At 65.5% G+C, this 26,134-nt stretch carries 13 protein-coding genes; 6 read left to right on the forward strand and 7 right to left on the reverse strand.

The window, feature by feature from the left end; genetic code table 11:
• Nucleotides 1-124: 124 nt before the first annotated feature.
• Nucleotides 125-679: a hypothetical protein gene (locus ABZ845_RS25985; RefSeq protein ID WP_360983717.1), complete on the reverse strand. Its 555-nt coding sequence runs from the start codon at nucleotides 677-679 to the stop codon at nucleotides 125-127.
• A 778-nt stretch (nucleotides 680-1,457) separates the two neighbouring features.
• Here ABZ845_RS25985 and ABZ845_RS25990 point away from each other — a divergent pair.
• Nucleotides 1,458-2,051: a DUF4291 domain-containing protein gene (locus ABZ845_RS25990; RefSeq protein ID WP_360983720.1), complete on the forward strand. Its 594-nt coding sequence runs from the start codon at nucleotides 1,458-1,460 to the stop codon at nucleotides 2,049-2,051.
• Nucleotides 2,052-3,037: 986 nt separating this feature from the next.
• Here the strand turns inward: ABZ845_RS25990 and ABZ845_RS25995 are convergent.
• The 4 genes from ABZ845_RS25995 to ABZ845_RS26010 form a co-directional block, all read right to left on the reverse strand.
• A complete protein-coding gene (locus ABZ845_RS25995) occupies nucleotides 3,038-3,712 on the reverse strand; it encodes a hypothetical protein (protein ID WP_360983723.1) in 675 nt (224 codons plus the stop codon).
• A gap of 185 nt (nucleotides 3,713-3,897) precedes the next feature.
• Nucleotides 3,898-4,743, reverse strand: coding sequence for a hypothetical protein (locus ABZ845_RS26000; RefSeq protein WP_360983726.1), 846 nt, complete (start codon nucleotides 4,741-4,743; stop codon nucleotides 3,898-3,900).
• 750 nt (nucleotides 4,744-5,493) lie between these two features.
• On the reverse strand, nucleotides 5,494-7,266 hold the full coding sequence (locus ABZ845_RS26005) for a VCBS repeat-containing protein (protein WP_360983729.1): 1,773 nt from the start codon (nucleotides 7,264-7,266) through the stop codon (nucleotides 5,494-5,496).
• Between the two features lie 348 nt (nucleotides 7,267-7,614).
• A complete protein-coding gene (locus ABZ845_RS26010) occupies nucleotides 7,615-11,979 on the reverse strand; it encodes an FG-GAP-like repeat-containing protein (protein WP_360983732.1) in 4,365 nt (1,454 codons plus the stop codon).
• 663 nt (nucleotides 11,980-12,642) lie between these two features.
• Between ABZ845_RS26010 and ABZ845_RS26015 the strand changes: the two genes are divergently transcribed.
• From ABZ845_RS26015 to ABZ845_RS26025, 3 genes are all read left to right on the forward strand, one after another.
• Nucleotides 12,643-19,587: a polymorphic toxin-type HINT domain-containing protein gene (locus tag ABZ845_RS26015; RefSeq protein ID WP_360983735.1), complete on the forward strand. Its 6,945-nt coding sequence runs from the start codon at nucleotides 12,643-12,645 to the stop codon at nucleotides 19,585-19,587.
• Nucleotides 19,584-19,862, forward strand: a complete 279-nt coding sequence (locus ABZ845_RS26020; RefSeq protein WP_360983738.1) for a hypothetical protein — start codon at nucleotides 19,584-19,586, stop codon at nucleotides 19,860-19,862. The genes ABZ845_RS26015 and ABZ845_RS26020 overlap by 4 nt, the downstream gene beginning before the upstream one ends.
• Nucleotides 19,863-21,154: 1,292 nt before the next feature.
• Nucleotides 21,155-22,069, forward strand: a complete 915-nt coding sequence (locus ABZ845_RS26025; RefSeq protein WP_360983740.1) for an aminoglycoside phosphotransferase family protein — start codon at nucleotides 21,155-21,157, stop codon at nucleotides 22,067-22,069.
• Nucleotides 22,070-22,072: 3 nt separating this feature from the next.
• Here ABZ845_RS26025 and ABZ845_RS26030 read toward each other — a convergent pair whose 3' ends face one another.
• Nucleotides 22,073-23,467 carry a sporulation protein gene (locus tag ABZ845_RS26030; protein WP_360983743.1) on the reverse strand — a complete coding sequence of 465 codons (1,395 nt, stop codon included), beginning with the start codon at nucleotides 23,465-23,467 and terminating at the stop codon, nucleotides 22,073-22,075.
• A 206-nt stretch (nucleotides 23,468-23,673) separates the two neighbouring features.
• On the opposite strand from ABZ845_RS26030, the gene ABZ845_RS26035 reads away from it, so the two are divergent.
• Together ABZ845_RS26035 and ABZ845_RS26040 are read left to right on the forward strand one after the other, a co-directional pair.
• Nucleotides 23,674-24,240: an ATP-binding protein gene (locus ABZ845_RS26035; protein WP_360983746.1), complete on the forward strand. Its 567-nt coding sequence runs from the start codon at nucleotides 23,674-23,676 to the stop codon at nucleotides 24,238-24,240.
• 324 nt (nucleotides 24,241-24,564) lie between these two features.
• Entirely contained in the window at nucleotides 24,565-24,861 is a 297-nt protein-coding gene (locus tag ABZ845_RS26040; RefSeq protein ID WP_360983749.1) for a hypothetical protein, read from the forward strand.
• A 366-nt stretch (nucleotides 24,862-25,227) separates the two neighbouring features.
• On the opposite strand, the gene ABZ845_RS26045 is transcribed toward ABZ845_RS26040, so the two are convergent.
• Nucleotides 25,228-26,007 carry a GntR family transcriptional regulator gene (locus tag ABZ845_RS26045; protein WP_360983752.1) on the reverse strand — a complete coding sequence of 260 codons (780 nt, stop codon included), beginning with the start codon at nucleotides 26,005-26,007 and terminating at the stop codon, nucleotides 25,228-25,230.
• Between the last annotated feature and the right edge of the window lie 127 nt (nucleotides 26,008-26,134).

Genomic DNA, 26,134 nt, shown 5'->3' on the forward strand with positions numbered 1-26,134 from the left:
GGTCTTGGACCAGGAACCGCTCCTGCTTGATCGTCTCCCACATGCTGCTGGCAAAATCAGACATGGAGCCACGCCGCCTTCCCTGTCCAGACCATCCCGTCGCACCGTCTCATCACCACGAACGTCACAGGCCCCCTGCCTGCGAGTCCGGCGCTGCCCCGTGCCCGCCGTTGCCGGCTCCGTCTGCCCCGCCGCCGGCGTGTCCCTCTGCTCCCAACCGACCCTGATCGACAGCCAGCTTGTTGGCCTCGACACGGATGCGGTGCAGGCGATCGCGAACGTCGTCGTCGAGATTGTGGTAGTTGGCCTTCGACGCGTCGACCGTGACCATCAGCCCCTCGATCTGCAGTGCCAGCATCTTGGACAGGTTCTCCAGCTGGGAATGCACTTGCGTGTAGGCGCCGTGAAGTGCGTGGGCTTCGTCGAAGTCGCCCAACCGCCCCGTCGGCATGGCACCGTCCGCGATCCTGTGCGGCGCGGCCTTGGATTTCTCCAACCGGGTCAGGAGATCGTTCACCCGGCTCTTGAAGGTCGTCAGCGTCTCGCCCTCGACCCGCAGCTGCTGGGCCATGGCGGGACCGACACCTGCGATCAGCCCGATGCCGGACGCGGCAAGCGCGCCAGCTGCCGATACCAGCGCAGCGGCAGTGGCCTGCGGGTCCTCCGTGTTGTCGGCCACCAAGTCCTCCCCCTCCGTGCAGTCAACCCCTCAGCAGCACCTTAGCCACTCGATTGTGGTGCCCCTGCCATCTCCATCCGTAACAGAAGCAACCCGCGCACGATAGTCGCGATCTTGCCTGGTCGCGGAGCCCTTATGCCGCCCCGGGGCACGGCTGGCCGGAAAATGACCACGTCTTACGTCACAGCTGGGCGGCCGCCTCCGTCTATGGCCTTGATGTGCATAGAAACCGTGCAGAGTCCTCGTCCACCGTCAGACACACACGCGTGGCGAAGACGACATCACCGACGGTCGGCCCCGTTCCCCGCAGGGCTCAGGGCCGACAGCATCCGCGGCACGGGATGGACCTGCATCCGATCCACCCTCACCTGCACCCGCAGCGACGTCCTCCCCGCAGGGAGCAGCTACCCACCCATCACCCTGAAGGTGCGCGTCTCCTGCAACGCCCCTGCCCACGTCACCAACACAGCCACCGTCACCGGAGGCGGCGATACCACCACCCACACCGCCACCGACCCCACCACGATCAAGCACCGCCGGCACGACAGGTGCTGCGATCACCACGGCCACCGTGAGGTTAGCGACTCCTCCTGATGAGATCAGTCAAGCACTGCTCATGCACTCATAACTCGGCTGGGCAGGGGGCTGGACCCATCCGAGACGAACCGGGGTGCTCGTGCCCAACCGGTATCACGCCCGCCGAGGAACGAGGGCACCAGCCCCGTGAGGTTCGAAAATCAATGGCCGACCTGAATCGATCTGCCTCACCCTCTACGCCATGGAAGAACCGCAACGCAGGATCCGCGCGCACCACACGGCATCCACGGTCACTGTCTACCAGGCGTACTCCTTGAACATCGGCCTGCCCGCAGTTCACCAGGGCCATTTCCCCGCCGCGTGGAAGCGGGATCGGATGACATGGATCAAGCCCTCGTTCCTATGGATGATGTACCGCTGCGGCTGGGGCACGAAGCCAGGACAGGACACCGTCCTTGCCGTCGAGATCACTCGGGACGGCTTCGAGTGGGCGCTGCGCAGCGCGTGTCTGTCGAGCTACGTACGTGGTCTGCATCCCGATCGCAGCACCTGGCATCGCCAGTTGAAGCGCGCCCCGGCCCGCGTCCAGTGGGACCCTGAGCGCGATCTGCACCTTCAGCCCCTGCCCTACCGCTCGTTGCAACTCGGGCTCTCCGGTGAGGCCGTACGTCGCTACGCCGACGAGTGGACGGTCTCCATCAACGACGTGACCCCACTTGCCCGCGAGATCCACGCGCTCGTCAGTGGCGGCGACCTGCACTCTGCGGCCGAACTGCTGCCCCAGGAGCGGGACTACCCCGGAGCCGACGAACTGACGGCCCACCTGCGCTCATAGGATGACGCACTCGTCGAACGGCGCCCACCGCCCGTGACACGCACGACGGCTTGATCCACGTCAAGCCGCGCTCACAAACTGTTTCCCGAGCAGGGGACAGACTCGGGCCAACCTGATCCGGAAGCGGCCTGACAACAGGACCGGTCCAGCTCGGTCATGCCTCAGTGAACTCGCAGTGACGTCGCAGGTGACCTTTGAGCCCCTCCTAACTAGAAGGGGCTCAAAGGTGTTCGGTGATCTCAAGGCGCGTGGGAAGAGGTGAGAGTCAGCGGAGGTTGGTTGGAGCCTGCGGCACTCAAGCCTCGTGTATGACCCTGCCTGTCGGCGCCCCGGAGTCAGTCGCCCGTCATGAGGTGGGAGAGTAAGGCCACCACTGTAGTGGCTCGTACCGCAGCTGGCCTGAGGGCGGCCGCATGCAGGGTCACGGCGACGGCGAGAACGCCAAGCGCCACAAGGCCAACGACCCGCCGGTGATCAGGCTTTGCTTACTCTCCAGGCGATCATCCCCGTTGCTCCGGGCTTCCCGGCTACATCAACGAGTAGATCGGGAGATCCCGAGAAGCGCACAAATGCCACGGACTGATCGCAGGGAACAATCTTTGGCTTCGTAGCTTCGGCAGGCGTGAAAGAAACTTCCACGTCTCCGCTTCCCGCGCATACGACTGCTAGTCGGTATTCTTTCCCTTTGATCAGTCCGGGCTGCGTATGCAGTCCGTCCTGGACTCGCTCCACCCCAGATGCGACAGAGTTCTGCTTATCGCCAGCGCTGGTGGCGTCCATGGCCGCGTTCACTTGAGCGGTGAGCTTCCGCTCTGATGCTTGTGCGGATGGCTTTGCACCGCCGGGGGAGGAGGTGGGTGCCGTGGAGTTGGGAGTGGCGGACTGGTGCGACGTCTCAGAAGACGTGCAGGCTGCGAGGAAGAGACTCGCGGCCAGAGCGGACCCGGTAAGCCAGGCTCGGCGTGTCGGTAGATCTCGTACGATGGTCATGATGAAGTTTCCCAGTACTTCCAGCCAACGGACTTTGTGGGGAGTGTGGCCGTTCCAGTCGCAGCCTTCACTGCCCTGCAGCCATCCCCGCTGGTGTGGTACTTCGCCCACGACACCTTATAACCCCATGATCCGTACTGGAGGTGTCCGTATTTCGACCTGGCGATATCGTGGGAATATTGATGGCCAACCGTAATAGCGAAACTAGCTCCGATGGTAGCGCTCACGCTGGTCTTCGCCTTCGCGATGATCGCGCCAGCCGAGAATTCGGCACTTCCTGTTACGCTGGCCGAGATGGTACCGGCTTTAGTGACGCTGACGGTCATGCTTCCCCCCGGACCGTCCTTGTATTCTGTACCGTTCCACCAAGATGGTACGAAGTAGGCGGACTTTCCAGTGATGGTGTACCAGGTCTCGTATGGATTATCGCATCGACTAGGGGTATTGTGCGGAGCTTCCGTAATCGGCGTCTCAACTACGTCGTCGGCCGGACCGTCGTTGGTGTCCACGGGATTGGGAGCCTCGGGAGTCGGTGAATCCGTCGGGGTTGCGGTCTGAATGGCGAGTGGCGCCGTTTCCCCGGTTTCTGCCACAGATGTCCCGGCCGCAGCCATACAGAGCAGCAAAGCCGCAGAGGAGGACATAATAGTCTTACGTGCATAGATGCCCATGGGACACCCTTCTGCAGGACCGCCCCCCCGGCGGTCGACTACTCAGAGAATATGTCGCAGGCGTGTGCACGACAAGTAGTCGATCAATCCCTGAGCGTAATTTGAGGTTGGGCATGGATCGCTTTTAGAACGGGAGCTCCTGCTTGGTAGTGCCTCGTTTGATGGTCACGACCCGCTCGTGGAAGTCACGGGTGGCGGCTTCGCGGGGGGTATCGAGACCGCAGTTCCTTGTCCAGTTCGTCGGCGACTAAAAGCAGGGACGGGAGGGACTTGCGGTCGGCGTCCAAGGCCGGGCTGCCCATGCCGATGGCTTCTTCGATGTTGCCTGTGCGGGCGGCTGCTACTCCGAGTGTGAGGCGGGCCTCGGCGGCTCGCGTGGGTGAGATCTCGGTGCCGTCGGGGCCGGTGCTGATGCGGATCACTGAGCGGGCGTGGGCGGCGGCACGTTCGTCGTCTCCGAGGAGACGGTAGGCGTCCATTTCGTAGAAGTCCCACTTGTCCGGGTCGATGATGAAGTGATGCTCGGGGTGATCGGGCCGAGGGAGCCGGTCCAGGCGGGCGCGCCCGGCGTCGAGGGACTCGCGGACGAGTCGGTCATCACCCATGCGGGCGGCGGCGCAGGCCTTGTGGGCATAGAGCTGCACGCCGACGGAGTGCGTCCGGTCGGCCATGTGCCCGGCCTCGACCGCGATGAGCATGTCTTGCCAGCGGCTTTGCGTGAGGGCGAACCATGCCTCGATCTCCCATGCCCATGCCTTGATCTCGCCGTGTCCGGCCTCGTCGCCGATGCGGAGAGCGGCTGCCTTGCTGAGGTTGGCGGCCTCGCGTTGGCCCCGGTCGTACTGGACGCACGCGTTGAGCAGGAACAGCCATCCGGTGTCGACCAGTAGTTCGCGGTGCTGGCGGAGGGTCATTCGGCCTTCGAGCTGCTTGGTGACGTAGTTCAGGCCGCTGCGGGTGCGCTCGTGGAGATGGTCAGCGTTGGCGTACGGGTAGGCACGGGCCAGTTGGTCGATGCCTTCCTCAGTCAAATCTCGTTCGTACAGCAATAGTCTCGCCGGTCAGGCAGTTGGGTGATGTCATCCCGTACATCCCGGCGCCCTTCGCCGGGCGCCCTCGGTACGGTCTACGGCAACATCGAGATGGCGATCTGCCCCGAGAGCTGCACTACGCGACCGGGTGCGTTCGGCTTCTGAGCCCGGCAGTTGACGGTTCATCGCCTTGCGATCGACGGGTGTGCGCCCACCCCAGCATGCGCTACGTCTACTGCGCGGTGTGCCCGCAGATGGATACTTGGGTACAAGTAGGCCCGACCGGCAAGAAGTTGCTGCCGTTGACGGTCAAGAACGCTGGTCAGGCGCCTGCTTCGAGTGGTCACGCACACTGACGTGAGCGAGGCACTCGATCGGGTTATGGAGGCGCTGGCGGGGGTGAGTGAGGACGAGGTGGCGGCTGCGCTGGCTGCGGTCGGCGTTGTGCGTCCCCGTCCGCCAGCGACGCAGGCGGAGCCCCGCACGCCGTTGCCGGATTCTGGAGGCTCGCCTCAGATCGTCTCCGAGGTGGAGTGGGTCTGAACCCCTGCCACCCTGAGTTGTCGCCCAGCAACAGCCCCCTCTCTGATCGGGAGGGGGCTGTTGCTGTCCCTTGAGTACACGCCCATGCCGCCCAGTTGCGTCGTGGCGCGCTCCACCCGGTCGTCAAGGGGCGCGCGCTCGGTGAGTGTGCCGACACGGAGAGGGACTGGAAAGGGACAAGCGGGGTTAGGGGATGCGCCGGGACTGTTACAGGAGGGTGTTGTACATGCCCCAGCCGGTGCCGATCTTGGTCCGTGCGCCGAAGGTGCGGGTGGTCTGGCCGGTGCCGGGGTAGAGCCACAGGATGCCGGTCTTGTCGCGGGCGAGGAGGTCCGGCCTGCCGTCGCCGTTGAGGTCCCCGATGCCGACGAGGGTGTTGTACATGCCCCAGCTGCTGCCGATCCTGATCCGGGCGCCGTAGACACGTGAAGTCGTGCCGGTGCCGGGGTAGAGCCAAAGGACGCCGGTGGTGTCGCGGGCGAGGAGGTCGGTCTTGCCGTCGCCGGTCAGGTCGCCGGCGGCGACGAGGCTGTCGTACATGTTCCAGCCGGAGCCGATCTTGATCCGGGCGCCTAGAGCGGTGCTGGTTCCGGTGCCTGGGTAGAGCCACAGGATGCCGGTCTTGTCCCGGGCGAGGAGGTCGCCGTAGTGGTCGCCGGTGAGGTCGCCGGCGCCGATCAGCAGGGAGTAGCCGTTCCAGGTGCCGGCGAGGTGGGTGGGCCCGACCAGGCCGGCTCCGCTGGTTTGGTACAGGTCCATACGGCCGGTGCTCGTGTTGCGGACCAGGAGGCCAGCGGTGTTCCAGGGGCCGATGACGCCGGGGACGACGAGGGCGTTGTCCTGGGACCAGCCCAGGTACTGGTCGGTGTTGACGCGCTGTCCGAGCGGGGCGGTGGGGTGGCCGGTGGCGGGGTAGAGCCAGAGGGTGCCGTGACTGTCACGGGCGAGCAGGTCGGGCTTGCCGTCGAGGTCCAGGTCGTGGGGGTCGGGGTTCGTGAAGCGGATCGCCACCTGGCTGGTGGTGAACAGCCGCCCTGCGGAGTCCTGAAGGCGCAGGGTGCCGGTGACGGTGCCGGGGTGGACGCCGAGGGCGGCGACTAGGTCGAAGATCTGCTGCCAGGTGGGGTCGAGGTTGTTGCTGTTGCCGGCGGGCAGGTCGAAGTCGGGGAAGCGGACGCTCAGTGAGCCGTCGGCTCCGAGGGTCCAGGGAATGGCGGTCGTGGTGTCGCCGAGGGTGAAGTGTGCGGTGGCGGCGAGCTGGCGTGCGGTGAAACCGGCGGCGGTGAGCTGGCTGGCGGGCACGGTGAGGGTGAGGTGACCGCCGGTGATGGGGCTCTGCATGCCCTGGCTGTCGATGAGCAGCTTGGTGCGTACGGGGAGTTCGGTGCCGCCGACGATGGTCACGGGGTTGTTCGGGCCCCAGTAGGGGTAGGAGTCGCCTTTCCCGGCGGATGTTTGCAGCAGGGGTTCGGAGACCCGCAGGGCGGAGGTGTTGGAGTCGGCGAGGTCCTGGCCGGTGGTGGTGTCGATGATGGAGGCGCTGACCTGGAACGCGGGAGCCATGGGGGCTGTGACGGCGACCTTGAGGTCTGTGGTGCCGGCTTGCAGGGGCCCGGCCGCGGTGCCGTCGGCCGTGGTGGGTAGGTCGATCTCCTCAGAACCCGCGCTCGGACCCGGTTTGGTGGCCAGGACGTTGCCCGCCGCATCGGATATCTGCAGCGCCAGGCCTCCGCTCTGGCCGGTTGAGGGCTGGATGACCAGCCGGATGTAGGCGGCCTGCGTCGGGGGATGGAACACGCGGAGGTAGATGTCTCCGGGTGCACCGTAGAGGCTGGCAGCCGGGGTGGAGCCGGGGCCGGCCACTCCGGCTGAGATCTTGGGCGGCAAGGTGTCCGCGGTGGCGAGGGGCGCGGGCAGGAGGCAGGCGAGTGCTCCGATACTGCCGGCAACGATGGCGCAGGAACGCCAGCGGGTTCTCATGTGCGTGTGTCTCGATTCTGCCGGAACGCGGTTGGTGTCGCGTCAGGCGGTGTTCGGTGGGGAAGACGCCGTGCGGGTGCGATGGCCCGGGACCACGGCCGACAGATGCGTGGGTGGTACGGGGCCCTGGTGCCGATGGCTCATGGGGCGATGCCGTCGGCGGGACTGGCCCGGGGGTGTACGGCACGCTGCGTGGTGTCCATCGGTGGGATCTTGGACGAGGCGGGGCTGCGTCCGGATTGCCGGCGTCTGTGGGGAGTTCGTTCGAGCCTGTGCTCTTCGGGAAGGGGGCCCTGCCGGTGGTCGGTTGGTCCACCGGCAGGGCTTTCACTGAGGGGCTGTGCGCTGTCAGGCGATCAGGCCCATGGTGTTCCAGGTGTTGTCCGGCCACATGGTGGAGCCTGCGGCGAGGTGGCCGTTTCCGTCGCCGGTGTAGAGGTGCACGGTTCCGTCGCCCCAGACGGCGACGAGGTCGGTGAGCCCGTCGTGGTTGAAGTCGCCGGGAATGATGCCCTTGACGGTGGTCCAGGTGTTTCCGCCGTACATCTGGGTGCTTTGGGTGAGGTGTGAGTTTCCGTCGCCCGTGTAGAGGTGAAGGCTGCCGTCGGACCACTCGGCGAGCAGGTCGCAGTGCCCGTCGTTGTTGTAGTCGCCGGCCCCCAGGAGCTTCATGGAGCTCCAGGATTTGTCGGGCCAGATGTTCGCGGAGGCACTGCCGATGTTGCCCTTGCCGTCGCCGGGGTAGACGTGCACGGATCCGTCGCCCCAGATGGTGAGAAGGTCGGTGTGCCCGTCGCCGTTGAAGTCGCCCGTGGCGATCTGGACGATGGTGCCCCAGGTGGCGCCGCCGGTGAGTTGTCCGGCGTTGGTGAGGTGGCCGTTGCCGTCGCTGGTGTAGAGGTGGGCGGTTCCGTCGCTCCAGATGGCGACGACGTCGGCGTTGTCGTCCTGTGAGTCGGTGAAGTTGCCAGCTGCCATCAGGCGCATCGTGGCCCAGCTGCTGTCCCAGAGCTGGCCGCCGGAGACCAGCTGTGAGCCTGGCGCGCCGGTGTACAGGTGCAGGCTGCCGTTGGCCCATTGGGCGATGACGTCGGCGTTGGAGTCGTTGTTGAAGTCGTGGCCGTCGTTGATGTGGGCGTAGCTGGTGGGGCCGGGGTTGCCGGCCAGGACGGCCACCTGCTTCGCGTTAAGCGCCTGAGGGTAGGTCTCGACGTCGGAGACGTCGCCGGAGAAGTGGCCGGTGAGAGTGCCGTTGTAGAGGTAGGCGCCCATGGTCAGGGGGCCGATGGCGTTCCACTTGGTGGTGTGGGTGGCCTGGGCCGCGGCGACGTCGTTGAGGTAGAGGGTCATGCGGCCGGTGGAGACTTGGTAGGTGGCAGTCAGGCGTACCCAGGCGCCGACTTGAGCGGGGATCGTGGCCGCATCGGCGGTGTCCTCGGTCGGGCTGTTGGTGTCGGCGGTGGGCATCTCGAAGCGCCACGATTTGGTGGCCGCGTCACTGAAGAGGGCGAAGCCGCTGGTGTGAGTTCCCTTCTGGCCCAGGACATAGCCGCCGAGGGCTGTGGGCTTTACCCAGGCGGAGACGGTGAAGTCGCTGTTGGTGGAGACGGTCTGGCTGGTGGTGGCGAGGCTGCCGGTGCCTTGGAAATTCGCGGCAGGAGAGAAGAGATCACCGGCTGTCCAGTCGGCATCGCCGGAGCCTGTGGCGTTGAGGGCGCCGGAGGAGTCGGTGGCAGTGGTGATGGAGCCGCTCTGGGCGTCGTTGAGCGCCCAGGTGTGGCTAGGAGTGCTGAGGATGTCGGTGTTCTGGCTGAGAGCCGCGGTGCTGGTGGTGGACAGGCTGGTGAAGAGGTTGGCGGTGGTGGTGGCGCTGGTGCCGGTGGTCCACAGGTCGGGGGTGCCGTCGCCGTTGATGTCGGCTGCCTGCAGGGTGAGGTCCTGGCCGGTGTGGAAGCCGGTGGCGATGGGGTAGTCGGTGTAGGTCAGGGTGCCGCCGTAGGGGTCGGCGGCGAGGTTCTCCCACAGGTGGAGCTGGCCGGTGGACTTGTTCCACAGGAACATCGCCGTGCTGCTGCCCCCACCACTGGCGGGCAGCTGCATGGTGGACAGGGTCCAGTTGTTCCAGTCGGCCGTGCCGTCAGGGGTGTTGGCGTTGACGGTGAGCGGGAAGGCGATCCAGGTGCGAATGGTCGCCTGCGCCTGGTAGAGGTTGAGCGCGTAGCCGTTGGTCGCGTTGCCGGAGACGCCGATCAGGTCGGGGTAGGGGCTGCCGCTGTCGGAGGCCGTTCCGGCGTTCGCGAGCTGGACGGGCGTGCTGTCGTCGCCGTAGATGTCCTGAAAGCTGCCAGACGTGATGTTCTTAACGTCTTCGTTGTAGCGAGTGTTCAGGGCCGAGCCGTCGCCGTTCCCGCTGAGGACCGCTCCGGTGCCGGCGTTGCTGCCGCTCGGGTAGTAGACCAGGACGTCCTGGAACCCGCTGTCCGTGAAGGCACCGGTGAACGCGATGGCTCCATCGAAGTCGGACGGCGAGCCATTGGAAGTCAGCCCGCTGCCATTCACACCGATGTCGACCGGTGAAGACACCACATGCCCGCTCGGCGTGGCGTTGCCGGTGGCGGATGCGCCGTTGGCCAGCCACAAGCCGGAGGAGAGCCCGTTCTTGCCGCCGACGGTCAGCAGGTCGGGAATGCTGTCACCGGTCAGGTCGCCGTCGGCCTGCGCGCTCGCAGGGTTGGCGGAGTCGAAGTGGACGGCGGCTGTGTCGCCGTAGTTGGAGCCGGCGGAGAGGCTGGATACCGAAAGGACGTTGGTGTGCCGGGTGGGCGTGACGGTGATGGTCGCGTCACCGGAGGAGTCGGCGGTGACGTTCACCGGGGCGCCACCGTTGAGCTGGTACTCGTAGCTGGAGGGCGTAGTGCCCTTGCCCGGTGGGGCGATGGAGACGCTGAGCGGCTGGCCGACGGTGCTGCTGGTGGGCTGGGCGATGACCGGGGGACCCGTGCGGGTGGGGTCGAAAGAGAAATGGCACGTGGTCGACGTACCGCCGAAGTACTTGAAGTCGCTAACCGCCACGTTCCAGTCGAACTCGGTGACCTTGCCGCCCGCCGCGCCCTCCAGGTCCGCCTTGGGGATGACGTAGACCGCAGTTGAACCGGACTGCCCGGTCAGGGAGTTGGAGTCGGACTGGTCGACGACGGTGCCGCTGCCATGGGTCGTCAGCTTGAAGCTCGTGCCGAGCGTGCCGCCGTCGGAGTCGGAGGTGCCCGCGTAAAGGGTGACGTTGCCGTCACCCACGACCATGTCGTCCTGGCAGGAGGTCGACGGCGAGGTGGTCAGATGGGTGGGGGTGTCGGGCTTGTGGTCGTAGGTCGTCGACACGGTGATGGTGTCGGCGAACTCCTTCCACCCGTACTTGTCCGACTCGTCTCCGGCCTTGAGCCCGAAGGTGAGGTTTCCCGTCTTGCTGTTCGCGGCACTCTGCATGACGTCGCCGATGTCGAAACCGATATTGGCGGCGGGGCAGGACGAACTCCAGCCGTATGCATGGCTCTGCGAGTCGACCTCGCTGATCATGCTGGGCGGGTTGTCCCAGGTGGTGGAGGACGAGATGGTGCCCGTCTTCCACAGCTGCACCGGCTTGGCGGTGCAGGACGGCGACCATTCCTCGGTGAAGTTGAGCTGCGAGGTCAGCACGGTGGAGCCGTAGATCTGGGAGGGCACACCGACCTGCACGAAGGAGCGTGCGGTGAAGACGGGCGAGTCCCAGTCCTGGTCACCCACCCGCAGCAGATCGGACGACTTCCAGTAACTCGAGCCGTGGTAATAGGAGTTGGTTTGCGTCCACGCCTGCAGTTTGCTGCCGGCGGACGGGGCGGTGAAGCTCGGGTCGATGTAGAGCGGGTAAACCGTCTTCGGGCTGGTCAGCAGAGACGCTGAAGGGGTCAGGTCGATGCCCTTGCCTGTGGCCTTCGCCGTGATGGCTGCGTGGTGCGCGGCCTTTCCGGGGCCCTGGACGGAGGAGGCGACGGGCAGGCCGCTGACACGGTCAACGCGCCGTCCGGTGATCGGGTCCTGGACCACAGAAGCGGCCGAGAGTTGGGAGGAGGACGCTGAGTCCCACATCTGCGGTGCGGGAGCGGTGAAGACCGGGTGCCCGGCGCGGTCGGCTGCGGTGATGTTGCCGGCGCGGTCGGAGGAGAGCCCCAGTCCGTCGGCATGGGTGGCCAGGGTGAACTTCTTCAGGGCCGGGTTGGCCGCCGCCTGGGCGTTCTTGACGACCAGAACCTCGGAGAAACCACCCTGTGCGTCCGCAGTGACTTTGAGGTCGACGCCCTTCAGTACCTCACTGTAGGTGGCTGTCGCCCCGGACAGGGCCGGAGCGGGAAGGCGCATGGGCAGGCTGACGGCCAGGCTTCGGCCGTAACTGTCCATGGTGGCCAGGGGCCCCGTACCGCCGCCGGAGAGCGCCAGATCACTGCCGGTGAGAGAGGTTGAGACGCTGCCATCCGCGTCCTTGTGCAGCGTTGGGTCCAGCTTCTTCCATACATCCCCTACCCGCTTGCGCACCGGGGCCAGGGACTGAGTGAGGGTGAGCGTGCCGTTCGGATGCGCCGTCAGAGTGCTGGACTCCGTTGTTGCGGCCGTCGCCCCGACATCCTTGCCTGTCTTGCGCGCCCGAGCCGATGCCTGTTCGGCCGTCAGCCCGAATGACACCGCAGACCCCGCTTTACGGGAACCGTTCGATCCATGCCCGGGCGCCGAGCTGGCCTTGTGGGATGCGGAGCTTGCCGACGGGTGAGCGGCGGCGTATGCGGGCGCGGTAGCCAGTGTGTTGGCAGCTGCGATCAGTGTGATCGCTGCGGCGGGCGCGCTGACGGCGCGACATATCGCCCGTCTTGCACGTGATGAGGACACGAGAGGTAGGACCCTTCTGCGATACCCGGGAGACTTTCCGGACCAAGGGGTCAATGTAAGGGACCTTCACATCCAATGCAGTTCAAGTGATCTACGGCATAGGTTCATTCGGCGTCTAAAATCCGATTTGTCGGCATGCTTTGCGATGCCATTGCCGCTTCTTTCCCCGAATCGTGATCAGCTCGTGAAAATCTCTCATCGATCATTCGCAAAGTGATCATGTTGTGCGTTTGCTGTGAATTGGCGCTTAGCGCATTTTTCTGACGGAAGGTCGTACGGGTGTTCATGCGGGGTGGGGGGCGATTTAGTGGCCGTCTGGGCAGATCCAAGCTGACTGCTTTCCTCGTGGTGGGGGCGTTGTTTGCGTCTGCAGGTACGGCCAGTGCAGACGTTGTGCACTTCAAACACCACACTTCGGCTCCGCATTTGCGGCCCACGCCGTCGGTGAAGGGCGTCAGGTCCGTGCCGACGCGGTTTGCCAAGCCGCGCAACGAGGCCACTCGGCACTACAAGGCCACCGCGACCTCTCTCCCGCAGGCCGCATCGGCGACCGTCGCCGTCACCGGCGCGTCGGCGCGAAGCGGTGTGAAGACGGCCTCGAGTCCGGCTCGGATACCCGTGTCGCTCCACGCGATCGCCCCCAAGCACGGCGCGTACACCGGTCCCGCTTCGGCGGATGTGAAGGTCGCCTCCACTGCCGCGGCGGCGAATGCGGGCGTCAACGGTGTGCTGTTCACCGTTGCCCCTTCAACCACGGGCCAGGGCGAGGCGCGGCTGAGTGTGGACTACTCCGGCTTCGCGCAGGCTTACGGCGGCAACTTCGGCTCCCGGCTGCATCTGGTGAAGCTTCCCGCGTGCGCCCTGACCACGCCGCAGCGTGCCGCATGCCGCACCCAGACCCCGTTGGACTCGAAGAACGACCCGGCAGCCAAGTCGCTCTCGGCATCCCTGAAGCTGAGCGGCCCAGCCAGTTCGAAGACCCAGGCAGGTGCGAAGACGGCCGCCGGATCGAGTGCATCGCGTTCGGCGAGCGGGAAGAGCGCGGCTACGTCGGCAACTCTTGCCACTCCGTCTGCGATGGTGCTGGCGGCTGTGTCCGGCTCGGACGATGGGGACGGTGGTGGGTCGTCGGGTACGTACGCGGCGACCACGTTGAGGCCGTCCGGGTCCTGGTCGGGGGGTGGTTCGTCCGGCTCGTTCACCTACTCCTACCCGATGAGCGTGCCCTCGTCGGCTTCCTCGCTGACGCCTGATCTCTCTCTCGGTTACGACTCTGGGTCGGTGGACGGCCAGACGGCCGCGACCCAGGCCCAGTCTTCCTGGGTCGGGGACGGGTGGGGCACGCCGCAGTCGTACATCGAGCAGTCCTTCGTCTCCTGTTCGGACAGTCCCGAGGGCACCGCTTCGCCGGTTTCCACCTCGGACGAGTGCTACGACGGCCCGGTTCTGACGCTGTCGCTCGGCGGGTCGACGACGTCGCTGGTGTGGGACTCCTCGAAGAGTGTGTGGAAGCCGCAGAACGATGACGGTGCGGTGGTCAAGCACGTCACCAGCTCCAACAACGGCTCCGGCACCTACAACACCGACTACTGGACGGTGACCGACCGTAACGGGAAGGTGTACTTCTTCGGCCGCAACGAGCTGCCGGGCTGGTCGTCGGGCAAGGCCACCACCAACTCGGTCGACTCGATGCCGGTGTACTCGGCCCACTCCGGTGACCCGTGCTACAGCTCCTCCGGGTTCACCTCCTCGGTGTGCGCCATGGCCTACCGCTGGAACCTCGACTACGTCACCGACGTGCACGGTGACGCGATGTCCTACTACTACAAGCAGGACACGAACTACTACGGCGAGGACAACGGCGCCCACAACGTGTCCTACGTGCGGGACTCGCACCTGGACCACATCGACTACGGCTACACCGACGGCGGCGCCTACGGCACCGTGCCCGACAAGGTCCTGTTCGCGACCGGTGACAGGTGCGTGTCCGGCACCTGCTCGCCACTGAGCTCGTCCACCAAGGCGAACTGGCCTGACGTGCCCTATGACCTGGTGTGTGCGTCCGGCGCGACGTGCGCTTCCCACAGTCCGTCGTTCTTCTCCACGGTCCGGCTGACCTCTGTCACCACCGAGCAGTACGCGGCCTCCTCCTCCGCGTATGCGAAGGTGGACTCCTGGGCGCTGACGCAGACCATGCCGACGTCCGGTGACGGGGATGCGACGCTGTGGCTGTCCGGCATCGTTCGCACCGGTCAGGACACCGGCGCAGGCGGGGACACGTCTTCCAAGAGTCTTCCGAGTGTGTCGTTCGGGGCGGTGGATCTGCAGAACCGTGTGGACACGGTGACGGACGGTCTGCCGCCGCTGTACCGGTTTCGTATCTCCTCGATCACCACGGAGACCGGTTCGGTGATCGGCGTGCAGTACGGCCAGACCGCCGCGTGCTCGGCGCCCGTGACCATCACGCCGTCGTCCAACACGTCCTCCTGTTATCCGGTGTACTGGACACCGGCGGGCTACAGCGCGCAGATCCTGGACTGGTTCAACAAGTACACGGTTAGCAAGGTCACGCAGACCGACCCGACCGGCGGTGCCGTGGCGATGGCCACCTCCTACACGTATGCCAAGCCGGCCTGGCACTACGACGACAACGAGGTCGTCAAGAAGAAGTACCGCACCTATGGACAGTGGCGCGGATACGGTGACGTCAAGACCCTGAAGGGTGACGGCGTCAATGACAAGCAGAACCTGGACGAGACCACGTACTACCAGGGCATGTCGGATGACAACAACACCACCGCGGTGCAGCTGACCGATTCCCAGGGCGGCAGTCACGAGGACCTGGACCAGCTGAGCGGGAATGCTCTGGAGTCCACCTCCTACCTCGGCAACGGCGGTCCGGTGGACCACTCCACCATCAGCTCGTACTGGGTGTCCCCGGCCACTGCCACGCGTTCGCGTTCGGGCCTGCCTGATCTGACGGCGAACATGGTGGAGCCGGTGGAGTCGTGGTCGCGGCAGGCGCTGACCGACGGCGGGACCACCACGTGGCGGATCAACGAGACCGACACCGCCTACGACGCCACCACCACGGACACCAACTTCGGCCTTCAGACCGTCCAGTACACGCACACCGTGCCAGCGGATGCGGCCTACAACCGGTGCACCACCACCAGCTACGCCCCGGCCAACACCAGCGCGAACCTCATCGGGCTGGCGGCGAGTGCCGAGACGGACTCGGTGGCGTGCGGCGGGTTCAGTGAGGGCAGCACCAGCAGCGTGCCCGGCTCGGTGAACACGCTGACCGCCCCACTGACGGTGACCCGCCCGGACCAGGTGGTGTCCGCCACCCGTACGTTCTACGACGACAAGACCATGGCCACGACCTGGCCGCAGACCGCCTCCCCGACGTTCCCGCAGACCAGCGCCCCGACCAAGGGCGACCCGGCTGTCGTCCAGAAGGCGTCGGGGTACTCCGGTGGTGCGTTCACCTGGCAGACCAGTGCGGCGCAGGTGTTTGACTCCCGTGGCCGGGTGACCACCGCGTACGACGCGAACGGAAAGGCGACCACCACCGCCTACACCGACGACGCCTACGGCTCGACGACCGGCACCACCGTCACCAACGCCCTGAACCAGGCGACCACCACGACCCTGGACCCTGCTCGCGGCCTGACGCTGACCGCCAAGGACCCCAACGGGGTGGTCACCACCTCGCAGTACGACACCCTGGGCCGGCTCACCGGCGTGTGGCTGAACTCCCGCGCCACAACCAGTTCGGCGAACTACACCTACGCCTACACGGTGTCCAACACAGGTGTCACGGCTGTCACGACGAACAAGCTGAACGACGAATCCGGCTACCAGACCTCCACCACCCTCTACGACGCGCTGCTGCGGGTGCGGCAGACCCAGACCCCGACCCCGCAGGGCGGCAGGCTGGTCGCCGACACCTTCTACGACTCACGGGGCTGGAAGTCGGCGACCTACAACGGGTGGTGGGACTCGGCCACCACCCCGAACACCACCCTGGTTTCCGCCGCCGACCTCAAGGATGAGGTCCCCGACCAGGACTACTTCACCTACGACGGTCTGGGCCGCCCGGTGATCGACCAGTCGGAGAAGGACAATGTGGAGGTCTCCCGGACCACCACCGTCTACAACGGCGACCGCACCACCGTCATCCCCCCGACCGGCGGCGTGACCAAGGCGACCGTCACCGACCCCCTCGGCCGCACCTCCGAACTCGACGAATACACGAGCGCGCCCACGCTGACGACGCCGTCGAACACGTTCACCGGCCTCTGGTACGTCAAGGGCGGCACCACTCAGCCCACCGCCTACGGTTTCGACGGCCACGGCAACCAGAACACCGTCACCGCCGGCGGCAGCACCTGGAGCAGCACCTACGACCTGCTGGGCCACGTCACCGCGAAAAGCGACCCGGACGCCGGCAAGTCCAGCATGCTGTACGACAACAACGGCAACGTCACCCAGTCCACCGACTCCCGCAACAAGACGATCAGCTTCACCTACGACGCCCTCAACCGGAAGACGGGCGAATACGATGCCGCCGCCACGGCACAGTCCTCGTCGAACGAACTCGCCTCCTGGGTGTACGACAACTCCGACAACGCCGTCTCCGGCATGACCTACCCCATCGGCCATCTCACCAACGAGACCGCCTACTGGAGCGGCGCCGCCTACAACACCAAGTCCAAGGGCTTCAACGTCTTCGGCGAATCACTGGGCCAGACAGTCACCATCCCCTCCAGCGAGGGCACACTCGGCACCAGCTACACCTTCACCCACACCTACACCACCACGACCGGCCTGCCGTTCCGTGACGTGTACCCCTCCGCTGGCGGTCTGTCTAGCGAACTCGTCTCCCACACGTACTCCGGTGCCCTCGACCTCCCCGATGGCCTGGGCAGTACGTCCGGCTACGCACAAACCACGGCCTACGACGCCTACGGCCGGGTCCAGCAGGAGACCATCGGCATGGGCTCCAACGAGGCGTACATCACCAACACCTACGACCCCCACACCAGCAACCTCACCGACCAGCTCGTGACACGGTCCACGGCCACCCCCACCAACGTCGACGAACAGGCCTACACCTACGACCCGGCCGGCAACATCACCAAGCAGACCTCCACCCGGCTCGGCTCCACCACCTCCACCGAAACCCAGTGCTACCAGTACGACAAACTCGACCGGCTCACCCAGGCCTGGACCGCCACCGACTCCTGCACCGCCACCCCCACCACCAGCGCCCACTCCACCATCGGTGACACCCTCGACGCGAAGGGCACCTACTGGACCCAGTGGAGCCTTGACGCGCTCGGCAACCGCCAGAGCGTGACCGACCACTCCACCACCGGCGGCACCGACACCACCACCAGCTACGGCTACGACGAGAACAACAAGAACCAGCCCCACACGCTGACCTCCACCAGCACCACCGGCGGCAGCACCTCGTCCACGAGTGCCACCTACGACAGCACCGGCAACACGATCACCCGCACCACCCCCGCCGACGGCACCCAGAGCCTGAACTGGAACGACGCCGGCCAGCTGACCGCCATCACCGGCGGCAGCAAGGGCGACAGCAAATACCTCTACGACGCCGACGGCAACCTCCTCCTCCAGAAGAGCCCCTCCAGCACCACCCTCTACCTGCCCGGCGAACAGCTCACCCTCAGCACCACCAGCGCTACCGTCAACAGCGTCCGCTACTACCCCCTCCCCGGCGGCGGCACCGCCGAACGCACCGCCTCCACCGCCAGCGGCTCCACCAGCACCTACACCTTCGACATCCCCGACCAACACGGCACCAACGGCATCGCCCTCGACTCCACCGCACAGACCCCCACCTGGCGCGAGTTCACCCCCTACGGCGCACCCCGCGGCACCACCGTCACCTGGACCGATACCCGCGGCTTCCTCAATGCCGCCACAGAGGCCAGCACGGGCCTGACGATCGTCGGCGCCCGCCAATACGACCCCACCACCGCACGCTTCATCAGCCTCGACCCCCTCTTCGAAGCCACCAGCCCCCAGGAACTCAACGGCTACAGCTACGCCGGCAACAACCCCATCAACCAGAGCGACCCGTCAGGCCTCAGGCCCGACAACTGCGCCCACTACTCGAACTGCACGGCCAACGGCGGCACCATCGATGAAGTCCACGAAAGCATCCCCAGCGAGGACCAATGTGAAGGCGACTGTATGCCGTGGACGGACTACGGCTGGCAGCCCTCCGACTACGGCAGCCAACGCGGCAGCTACTGGCCCGGCGATGTAGCCCCCCGGATTCCTGACGACCACCTCTCCGACCCCATCCCCAAGCCACAGGCACCCCACGACAAGGGTCACTCCTGGTGGCACAGCACCATGGACTTCCTCGGAGACGCAGGAAAGTTCGTCTACCACGCGTCAGGCGCCTCCGACGTCGTCGACTGCATAGGAGACCCGACCTGGGGAGGCTGCACCAAGGCAGCCGGCATAGTCCTCCTCACCGTCGCCACGGGCGGCGAAGACGAAGTCGAACTCCTCGGAGCCCGCGCACTCGAAGACGGCGCCGAGAACGGAGCAACCGACCTGGCCACCGGAGGCGAAGACCTCCTCAGCGAGGGCTGCAAACTCAGCTTCAGCCCCGCCACCCGCGTGCTGATGTCACAGGGTAAGACCAAACCCATCGCCAAGATCAAACCCGGCGACAAGGTCGAAGCCGGTGACCCGAACACCGGCAAACACCAAGGCCCCCGAACCGTCCAGCACCTGTGGATCAACCACGACAACGACCTGGTCGACGTCACCGTTCAAACCGGCCCCCACCACACCGACGTCCTCCACACCACCTCCAAGCACCCCTTCTGGGACGACACCACCCACACCTGGATACGCGCCGGACACCTCAAGCCCGGCCACAACCTCGAAACCGCCACCAACCACCACGCCCGAATCCTCACCATCCGCATTCGCCCCGGCGCCGCGGACATGTACAACCTCACCGTCCAGCAACTCCACACGTACTATGTGCTCGCGGGAGCGACGCCGGTCCTCGTGCATAATTGCCCGTCCGGTGCAGACGGTGCATCCGCTTCGAATACCATCCGTATGCGCCACTATACAAATTCGAAGGGTGCAAGCGGAATTTCCGAGAGCGGAGTAATCAAGGCTAGTGATCAGAATAAGGTTTTTCTGATGCCGGCCAAGGGGAAGCCGATGAGCCCAAGGGATGCGGAAAGCACTCTGGGCATCGGTCGAGGTCGAGGAAACAAGGTGCTCGAGTTTGATGTTCCGGCGGATCGAGTGGCGTCGCGATACAATGCCAAGTACGGATTTACGGAATGGGTAGCAGAGGGCGACCTTGAGGTTTCAAATGTCACTGTGAGGCGATGATGGAAGCTCCCTCGGTGAAAATTCCATTGGCCGATGCGATCGAAGCGGCTAAGGATCTAAATGAATACGTGGTCTGTTTTGACAGAATTTTCTCGCGACTGGGCACTGGCGAGTACCGTCCGGAAATCCTGGCTGACTACATGGCTGACCGGCAAGTGATGCAGCGACTTGCGCGGCTGCGCGAGAAGGTTTTCGACGCACTCGAGGTCGCCATTGGAATAGATGAGGCAGAGAGGGTCGCCGAGGAGGCATACTTCTACGAAGACCCAGCCTGAGCGCGGATTATCCCACGCGTCGTAAACGGCCCGTCGGATGCCCGGCGGGCCGTTTCTGCTCCTGCGAGGGACGTCCGACCGATAATGCGGGATAGCCTACATCTCTGTCAGTAGCCGTGCGGCAGAATCCGTGGGCCCCCAAAGCCTATAGAGGCAGCTGACCTCAAAAGAGGCGGGTAGAGTGGGGCCGCTAGGCACACGTACTATGTACTCGCTGGTAGCACGCCGGTCCTCGTCCATAATGTCGATGAAGGCAGGCTCTGCGATGTGACGCTTGGCCCTTCACTAAGTGGGCAGACTGCGGACGAAGTTTCGGCGCAGCACGGTGATAAGGTTCTCCCGCATGAGCAGAGGATGATCAACGATTTGGTGATCAAAACGGTTGCGCTGCTTGTGGGACGCGCAAGTTCTTGGCCCTTCCTCACATGGATCGGCGCGCTCCTGGCGTGGGTTCCATATCCTTTCGCCGTGATGTCTTCCATGGGGCGGAGCAATTACAGGGACATCTGGTTTTTTGGGTCTGTCCTCCTGCTTGTTACCTGTCTCTTGAGGAGGATCGGAACGAGTCGGATAGTTTTGCTGCCGGATTTTCTCGTCGTGGAGAATCTGGTGGGGTCGACTCGGATCCCTCGCTCGGCCGTGAGGAAGGCGGAAGTGAGCCCTTCGGGCGGTGTGCGAATATCGCTCGTCCAAGGCGCTTCGGTCTCTGCGTTCGCGTTCGGCGGATCCCTGGTTGACAGGTACTTTAAGGCATCCGAGAAAGCAGTGGATGATATCCGGAGTCGTCTGCCCAGGACTCCGACTTCACCAGGTAAAGCGCCGCCTGCAGAAAGGCGGATGGTACGAACGTCCCACTTTTCCGATATTGCATTCGGAATGGCGCCCCGGTTTTTCTGTTCCGTGCGCTGAACTCCGAACTCCTCGTCTCGAGGTCCGGGAACGAGCTCAACGCTCTGCTGTCGTGGCTGACTGTCGTCGGCCGAGACTCAGACCCAAGACCGAGCTTCCGCCCAAGATTCTTCCCAGCGAACTGGCCGTGCCATTTGCGCGCCAGATCGTGCGGGGAACTACGGGGAACGGCGGGGACCGAGCACAGGTACCGCCAGGGCTCCAATACCTCGCCGCAGGTCAGCGCAGCAACTGCAGCCAGAAAACCCAAGCTGAGAGCTCCCGCCCTCGCTGAGACCGTCTGTTCCTGGGTACCGTCGTGCTCGTGTGTCCGGTGCGCGTTGGGTTGGTCACCCGAGGCTCGCACTGGTTGATTGCGCGCTACTAGGGGAGCTGGTACGGGCATGGCGGTTGACGCTGCTCGATCGGAAGAGGGGTTCACGTCGGCCAGGGCTACGCGGGTGATGAGTGCCGCGTGCCGGGCTGCGGGACTCGATGACAGAGGCGCTGAGCTGATCCGGCTGGGAGAAAACGCGCTGTTCCGACTGGCCACGGCGCCGGTGATCATTCGAGTGGCTCGGGGCGAACCGTGGTTGCCGAAGGCTCGTGTCGAGGTTGCCGTTGCCAGGTGGCTAGCCGCAGAGGGGTTCCCGGCGTCCCGACTCGTTGACGGCCTGGAACAGCCCTTTCTGATCGACGGCCACCCGGTGACGTTCTGGCGTCTCATTGTGGAGGGCGACCGTAAGGCTACGTACGGTGAACTGGGCGGCATCCTGAGGGACCTGCACTCCATGACGGTGCCCGCAGGTCTTGAGCTGCCTGCGTTCGATCCGTTCGACAAGCAAGAGCTGAGGATCAGTAAGGCATCGATCCCAGACGATGACCGGGTGTTCCTCCGCAAGCGGTGGCAGGAGCTGCGCGGTCAGTTCGAGGAGTTGAGGTTCGAGACTCCGAAGGGGCCGGTGCACGGTGATGCTCACGTGCAGAACCTCATGGTGAACGATCGGGATGAGGTGCTCCTGATCGACTTCGAGGCCTTCTGCTTCGATCACCCGGAGTGGGACCTGATGGTCACGGCGGTCGAGCATCACAGCCTTGGGTGGCAGACCGATGAGCAGTATGCGGACTTCGTGCGGTCGTATGGGCGGGACCTGTACGACTGGCACGGCTACGACACGCTCCGCCGGCTCCAAGAGTTCGGCATGACGACGTGGCTCATGCAGAACGTGCAAGAGAGCGAGGAGACGGCAACCGAGTACCGTCGGCGCATCGCTGGCTTGCGCAACGACGATGCACCGCGGGATTGGCGTCCCTGGTAGCCGCTACTCGTCCTCGTCCTCGTCCTCGTCCTCGTCGTCCAAGCGGGCGAGAGCTTCGCTCAGCTGCTCGTTGAAGGCGACGACGGCGGGGTGAGTGGCGTGCGAGCTCACCTCGGCTTGGAAGTCGGTGACGTAGCGCTGGAAGCGGGAGGACTGGAGGGAATCGCCGCCGTCTACGGCAAGGTTCGCGGTGGTGATGGCGGCTTCCAGCTCGCCGTTCAGTAGCTGGCTCTGAGCGAGCACCATCCGGCAGAAGCCCAATGTGCGGGCGTACTGCGGATCGGTACTGTCGACGGCCCGCTGTGCGTGCTCGACGGCTTCCCGTCGCATCTTCAGGTCCCGGAAGCAGTGGCAGAACTCGCCCAAGAGTTCTGCGTCGTCGAAGTAGCTCAACCATGCCGGGTCATCGGCGCTTTCGGCCCGCTCGAAGTGTCGTTCTGCTTGGTTCATCGCCTCGGCTGCTCTGGCCCGGTCGCCGGCGTTGGAGAGTGCGCGGGCCTCCATCGCCCAGTAGTTCGCCATGGCTCGTGGGGTGGCTCGGCCTTTGGCACCCTCAACGGCTGCGCGGGCAAGCTGGATGGCTTGAGTGTGCTTGCCCAGGTAGTTGGCCTGGTGACTGAGGTTGCCCAGGATGCGCGCCCCGAACATCCGGTCGTCGATGACCTTGGACAGCCGTAGTGTGGACGTGAGGTAGCGGTGGGCAAGTCGGTGGTTACCGACGTCGTATGCGGTCCACGCGAGCAACTGGGAGACCTCGGCGGCGGCCCCGTAGAGCGCTGTGCCGACCTTTTCGCTGTAGCTGGCGTTCAGCAGGGGAAGGACCTCGTGACGGAAGTAGTGGCGTAATGCCTTGTGGCCGTGGCCTCCGCCGTACTTGAAGTCGAGCTGCATGAACATGGAGGCGGCATCCCGGATCGCGCGTACGTCGCGCATGCCGACTCGTTGATGTGCGGGCCTGTCGGCCTGGACCCCGTCGGGCCGGTCGATCATCCATGACAGGACGGCTGAGCTTAGGTCGGCCTCCGCAATGATCAATCGGTCCGAGACGGGCGTGTCGGCATGCTCCTGAGCAAGGCCGTCAAGCACCGCCAGAACGTCGGGGACCGTGCTCGGGTACCCGATCGGCTCGGGGGCGGTCGGCTGAGCGTGGTCGAAGAAACCGAGGTCGCCCGGTGCGATGTGGCGGCCCAGCTTGGCACTGAGAACGTCGGCCATGATCGCTGCCGTCTCCGGTTTGATGCCGACGCCGTCTCGCCAGCGCTGCACAGCGATGTGTGTAGTGCCGAGACTGATGCCTCGCTGGGCGGCAGCGTCCTTGATCCGCTTGGCCAGCCCCTTGTTGGAGACCTTCGCTTCGTCCATGACTGCGATCAACTGAGCGTTCGGTTCTCGGCTCATGCTCCCCTGCCAACCCGAGAATTACGGCGAGTACTCATGGTGTCACAGCAGTGTCGCGTGGGGGGTTCATTGGTGAACCCCCTTCGCGTTTGCCGGTGTTCACGTGAACCCCTCAATGAACGCTCCCGGCCAAACCTGCCGCGCCGTTCACTGGTCACCACAGTTCGGCGAGCCATGGGGCTCGCCAGTGCACGGGAGGGAACGCGGTGGAAGCGCGGCAGAGCAAACACACAGCGAACGCCCCGACGGTGGGCGCTCCGCACCGCTCGTGGCATGACCCCTCTGGCGGCCACTTCCGGGCGTTGACGGTCTACGCAGAGGACCCGGACTGCGTGAAGGCCGCGCGGGACATAGTCGGCTCCTACCTCAAGACCTGGAGCCTGGCGTACGTGGTCGATGACGCGAAGCTCGTCGTATCGGAACTGGCTGGCAACGTCGTCCACCACGCCGTTCCGGATGAATACCTATCGATGCCCGGCGCGAAGAGGCGCATCGACGTCTGGCTGATCAACTGGCCGGGGTTGCTGGGGATCGGTGTTTTCGACGAGGACTCGAATCCTCCCGACCTCCCGGCGGGTGAGCTTCTCTCGCCGGATCTGGCTGGCGACTTCGTTGAAGCGCTCGTACCGGCTCGAGGACGGGGGCTGATGATCGTTCAGCGCCTAGCTGATGCGGTGTGGTGGTCCCCGGGGCTCAAGGGTGCTGGCAAGTCAGTGTGGTGCCGGTTTGACCTTGATCGCGTCTGGGCCGACTGGTTCGAGTCGTCGGCCTGATAGGCGCCGGGTCGCCACCCGTGCTCTGTTCCCTCGCGATCGGGAGCGGGGCGGCGGCCCGGTCACTGGCCGGAGCCTGACCAGTCCGGCCGAAGGGGCGCGGTCTCTCGGACGGCCCGGGGGCTCCCCTCCCGAGCGGGAGTCCGCGCTTCACATCCCCATATAGGCCGGGCCACCCCGTCAGCCCTGGAAAGCGAAGGGTGGCCCGGCTGGGAACACGGCGGTTCCCGGTGCCTGATGGTACCGGGGCCGCCGTGCTGCGTTTTGGCCCTGGTCCAAGGAAGTTGATGATCCGTTACCTAGATCAGGGCAGAGGTGGGCAAGGTGACTGGCTCGGGTGAGGGCTGGCTGAACGATGGTCTCGATCTGCCGGGGGCGGACTCCGGTCTCTGGGTGTCCGGGGTGGACTACATCTCCGGTTGGCGTGAGGCGCGTGAGGCTGCCGACCGGCTGAACCGCGCACTTCTGGACGCGGGCTTGGAGCTGTCCGCTGTGCGGGCCGTCGCGACCACGAACGAGGACGGGCGCGGGGTGGTGCGGCTGACGGGCTGGCCGGCCGTCGTGGAGCGGCTCGCTGAGCTCTTGGAGGCACGCGCAGACAGTGACGGCGGTGCAGCGTGAGAGGTGCTTCTGCTGGTGAAGTCTGCGTGAGGTCGGCGACTCCCCTGCTTGATGCCTCGGCCACAGACAGTCAGCCACGACGATGCCGTGTGGCGAACGAGGTGGCACGCGTGTGTCTCGCTCAGCCACCCACCGGCAGCAACCACGCTTCCGTGTTCTTGATCGTTGCGGCCGGTACGGCTCGACATTTGGCGCCGATGGTTGGTCGACGCCTCGACTCCTTTCGTGCTGCGGGCGGGGGTGCCGGGCGTCCGGACGGGACCGGCGGTCACGCCGCACGCCCGGCCGGGGCGGCCGGGCGTCCCGGCGCGCCGCAGGCGCGCCCTTGAGGAAGTGAAGACTGTTTCGACCGATGCCTATTGCTGCTCAGGCGCGGGAGCGTCGCGCGGGCTGCTTGTCGGCGGTGATCCGGTAGGCGAGTTCGGCACGGTCCGCGCCGACGCGGAGTTCTTCGAGGAGCAGGGGGCGGCCGTCGCTGCCGTGCGCGGTGCGGGTGACGTGCAGGACCGGGGTCGCGTCCGGGAGCTGAAGTGTGGTGCGCTCGTCGGGCAGGGGCATGTGCGCGCGTACCGTCTCGGTCCACGACAGGCTGTGTCCGGCCTGGGCGAGTGCCTGGTAGATCGCTGCCGGGGGCGTGCTCGGTTCCTTGCTGAGGAGCGGGAGGGCTTCGGCGACTTCGAACGGGATCAGCGTGCGGTGCATGGCGCGTGTCCCGGTGCTCGGGTTGGTGAGCAGCCGGTCGCAGCCGAACAGGGCTTCTTCCTCGGCGAGCTTGAGGAGTCGGCCGGTGTCCTTGGTGGTGCGGGTGCGGTAGGTGCTCGGCTCCTCCGGCTCCTGCCAGGCGTCGCCGTTGGGCATCTCGAATTCGCCCTTAGTAGTGCGGGTGATGCGGCGTTCGATGGTGAGGACGGGCTGTCCGCTGGAGCGCACGAAGCTGCCTTTGCCGTGGCGGACGTCGATGAGCCCTTCGGCGCGCAGGGCCGCGATGGCGTTGCGGACGGTCGGTCGCGAGACGCCGTATCGGGTCATGAGCCGGGCTTCCGATGGCAGCAGGCTGTCGGGGGCGAACTCGCCGGACAGGATCGCTTCTCGGAGCGCTGCGGCTACCTGCTGGTAGAGGGCGCCGGGGCGCTGGATCTCCGACATCTCGGCATCTCCGGGTTCGGGTCGTAGTCACGTCGCACGCGCGACATCACTCGTCAGCATAAGTACTTGCACTCGTTCCGTACAGAGCTCCATAGTCGTAACTCGTAAGGACAAGTGACGTCAGAAT

Origin of the sequence: Streptomyces sp. NPDC047022, assembly GCF_040644155.1 — a bacterium.
Taxonomy (GTDB): domain Bacteria; phylum Actinomycetota; class Actinomycetes; order Streptomycetales; family Streptomycetaceae; genus Streptomyces.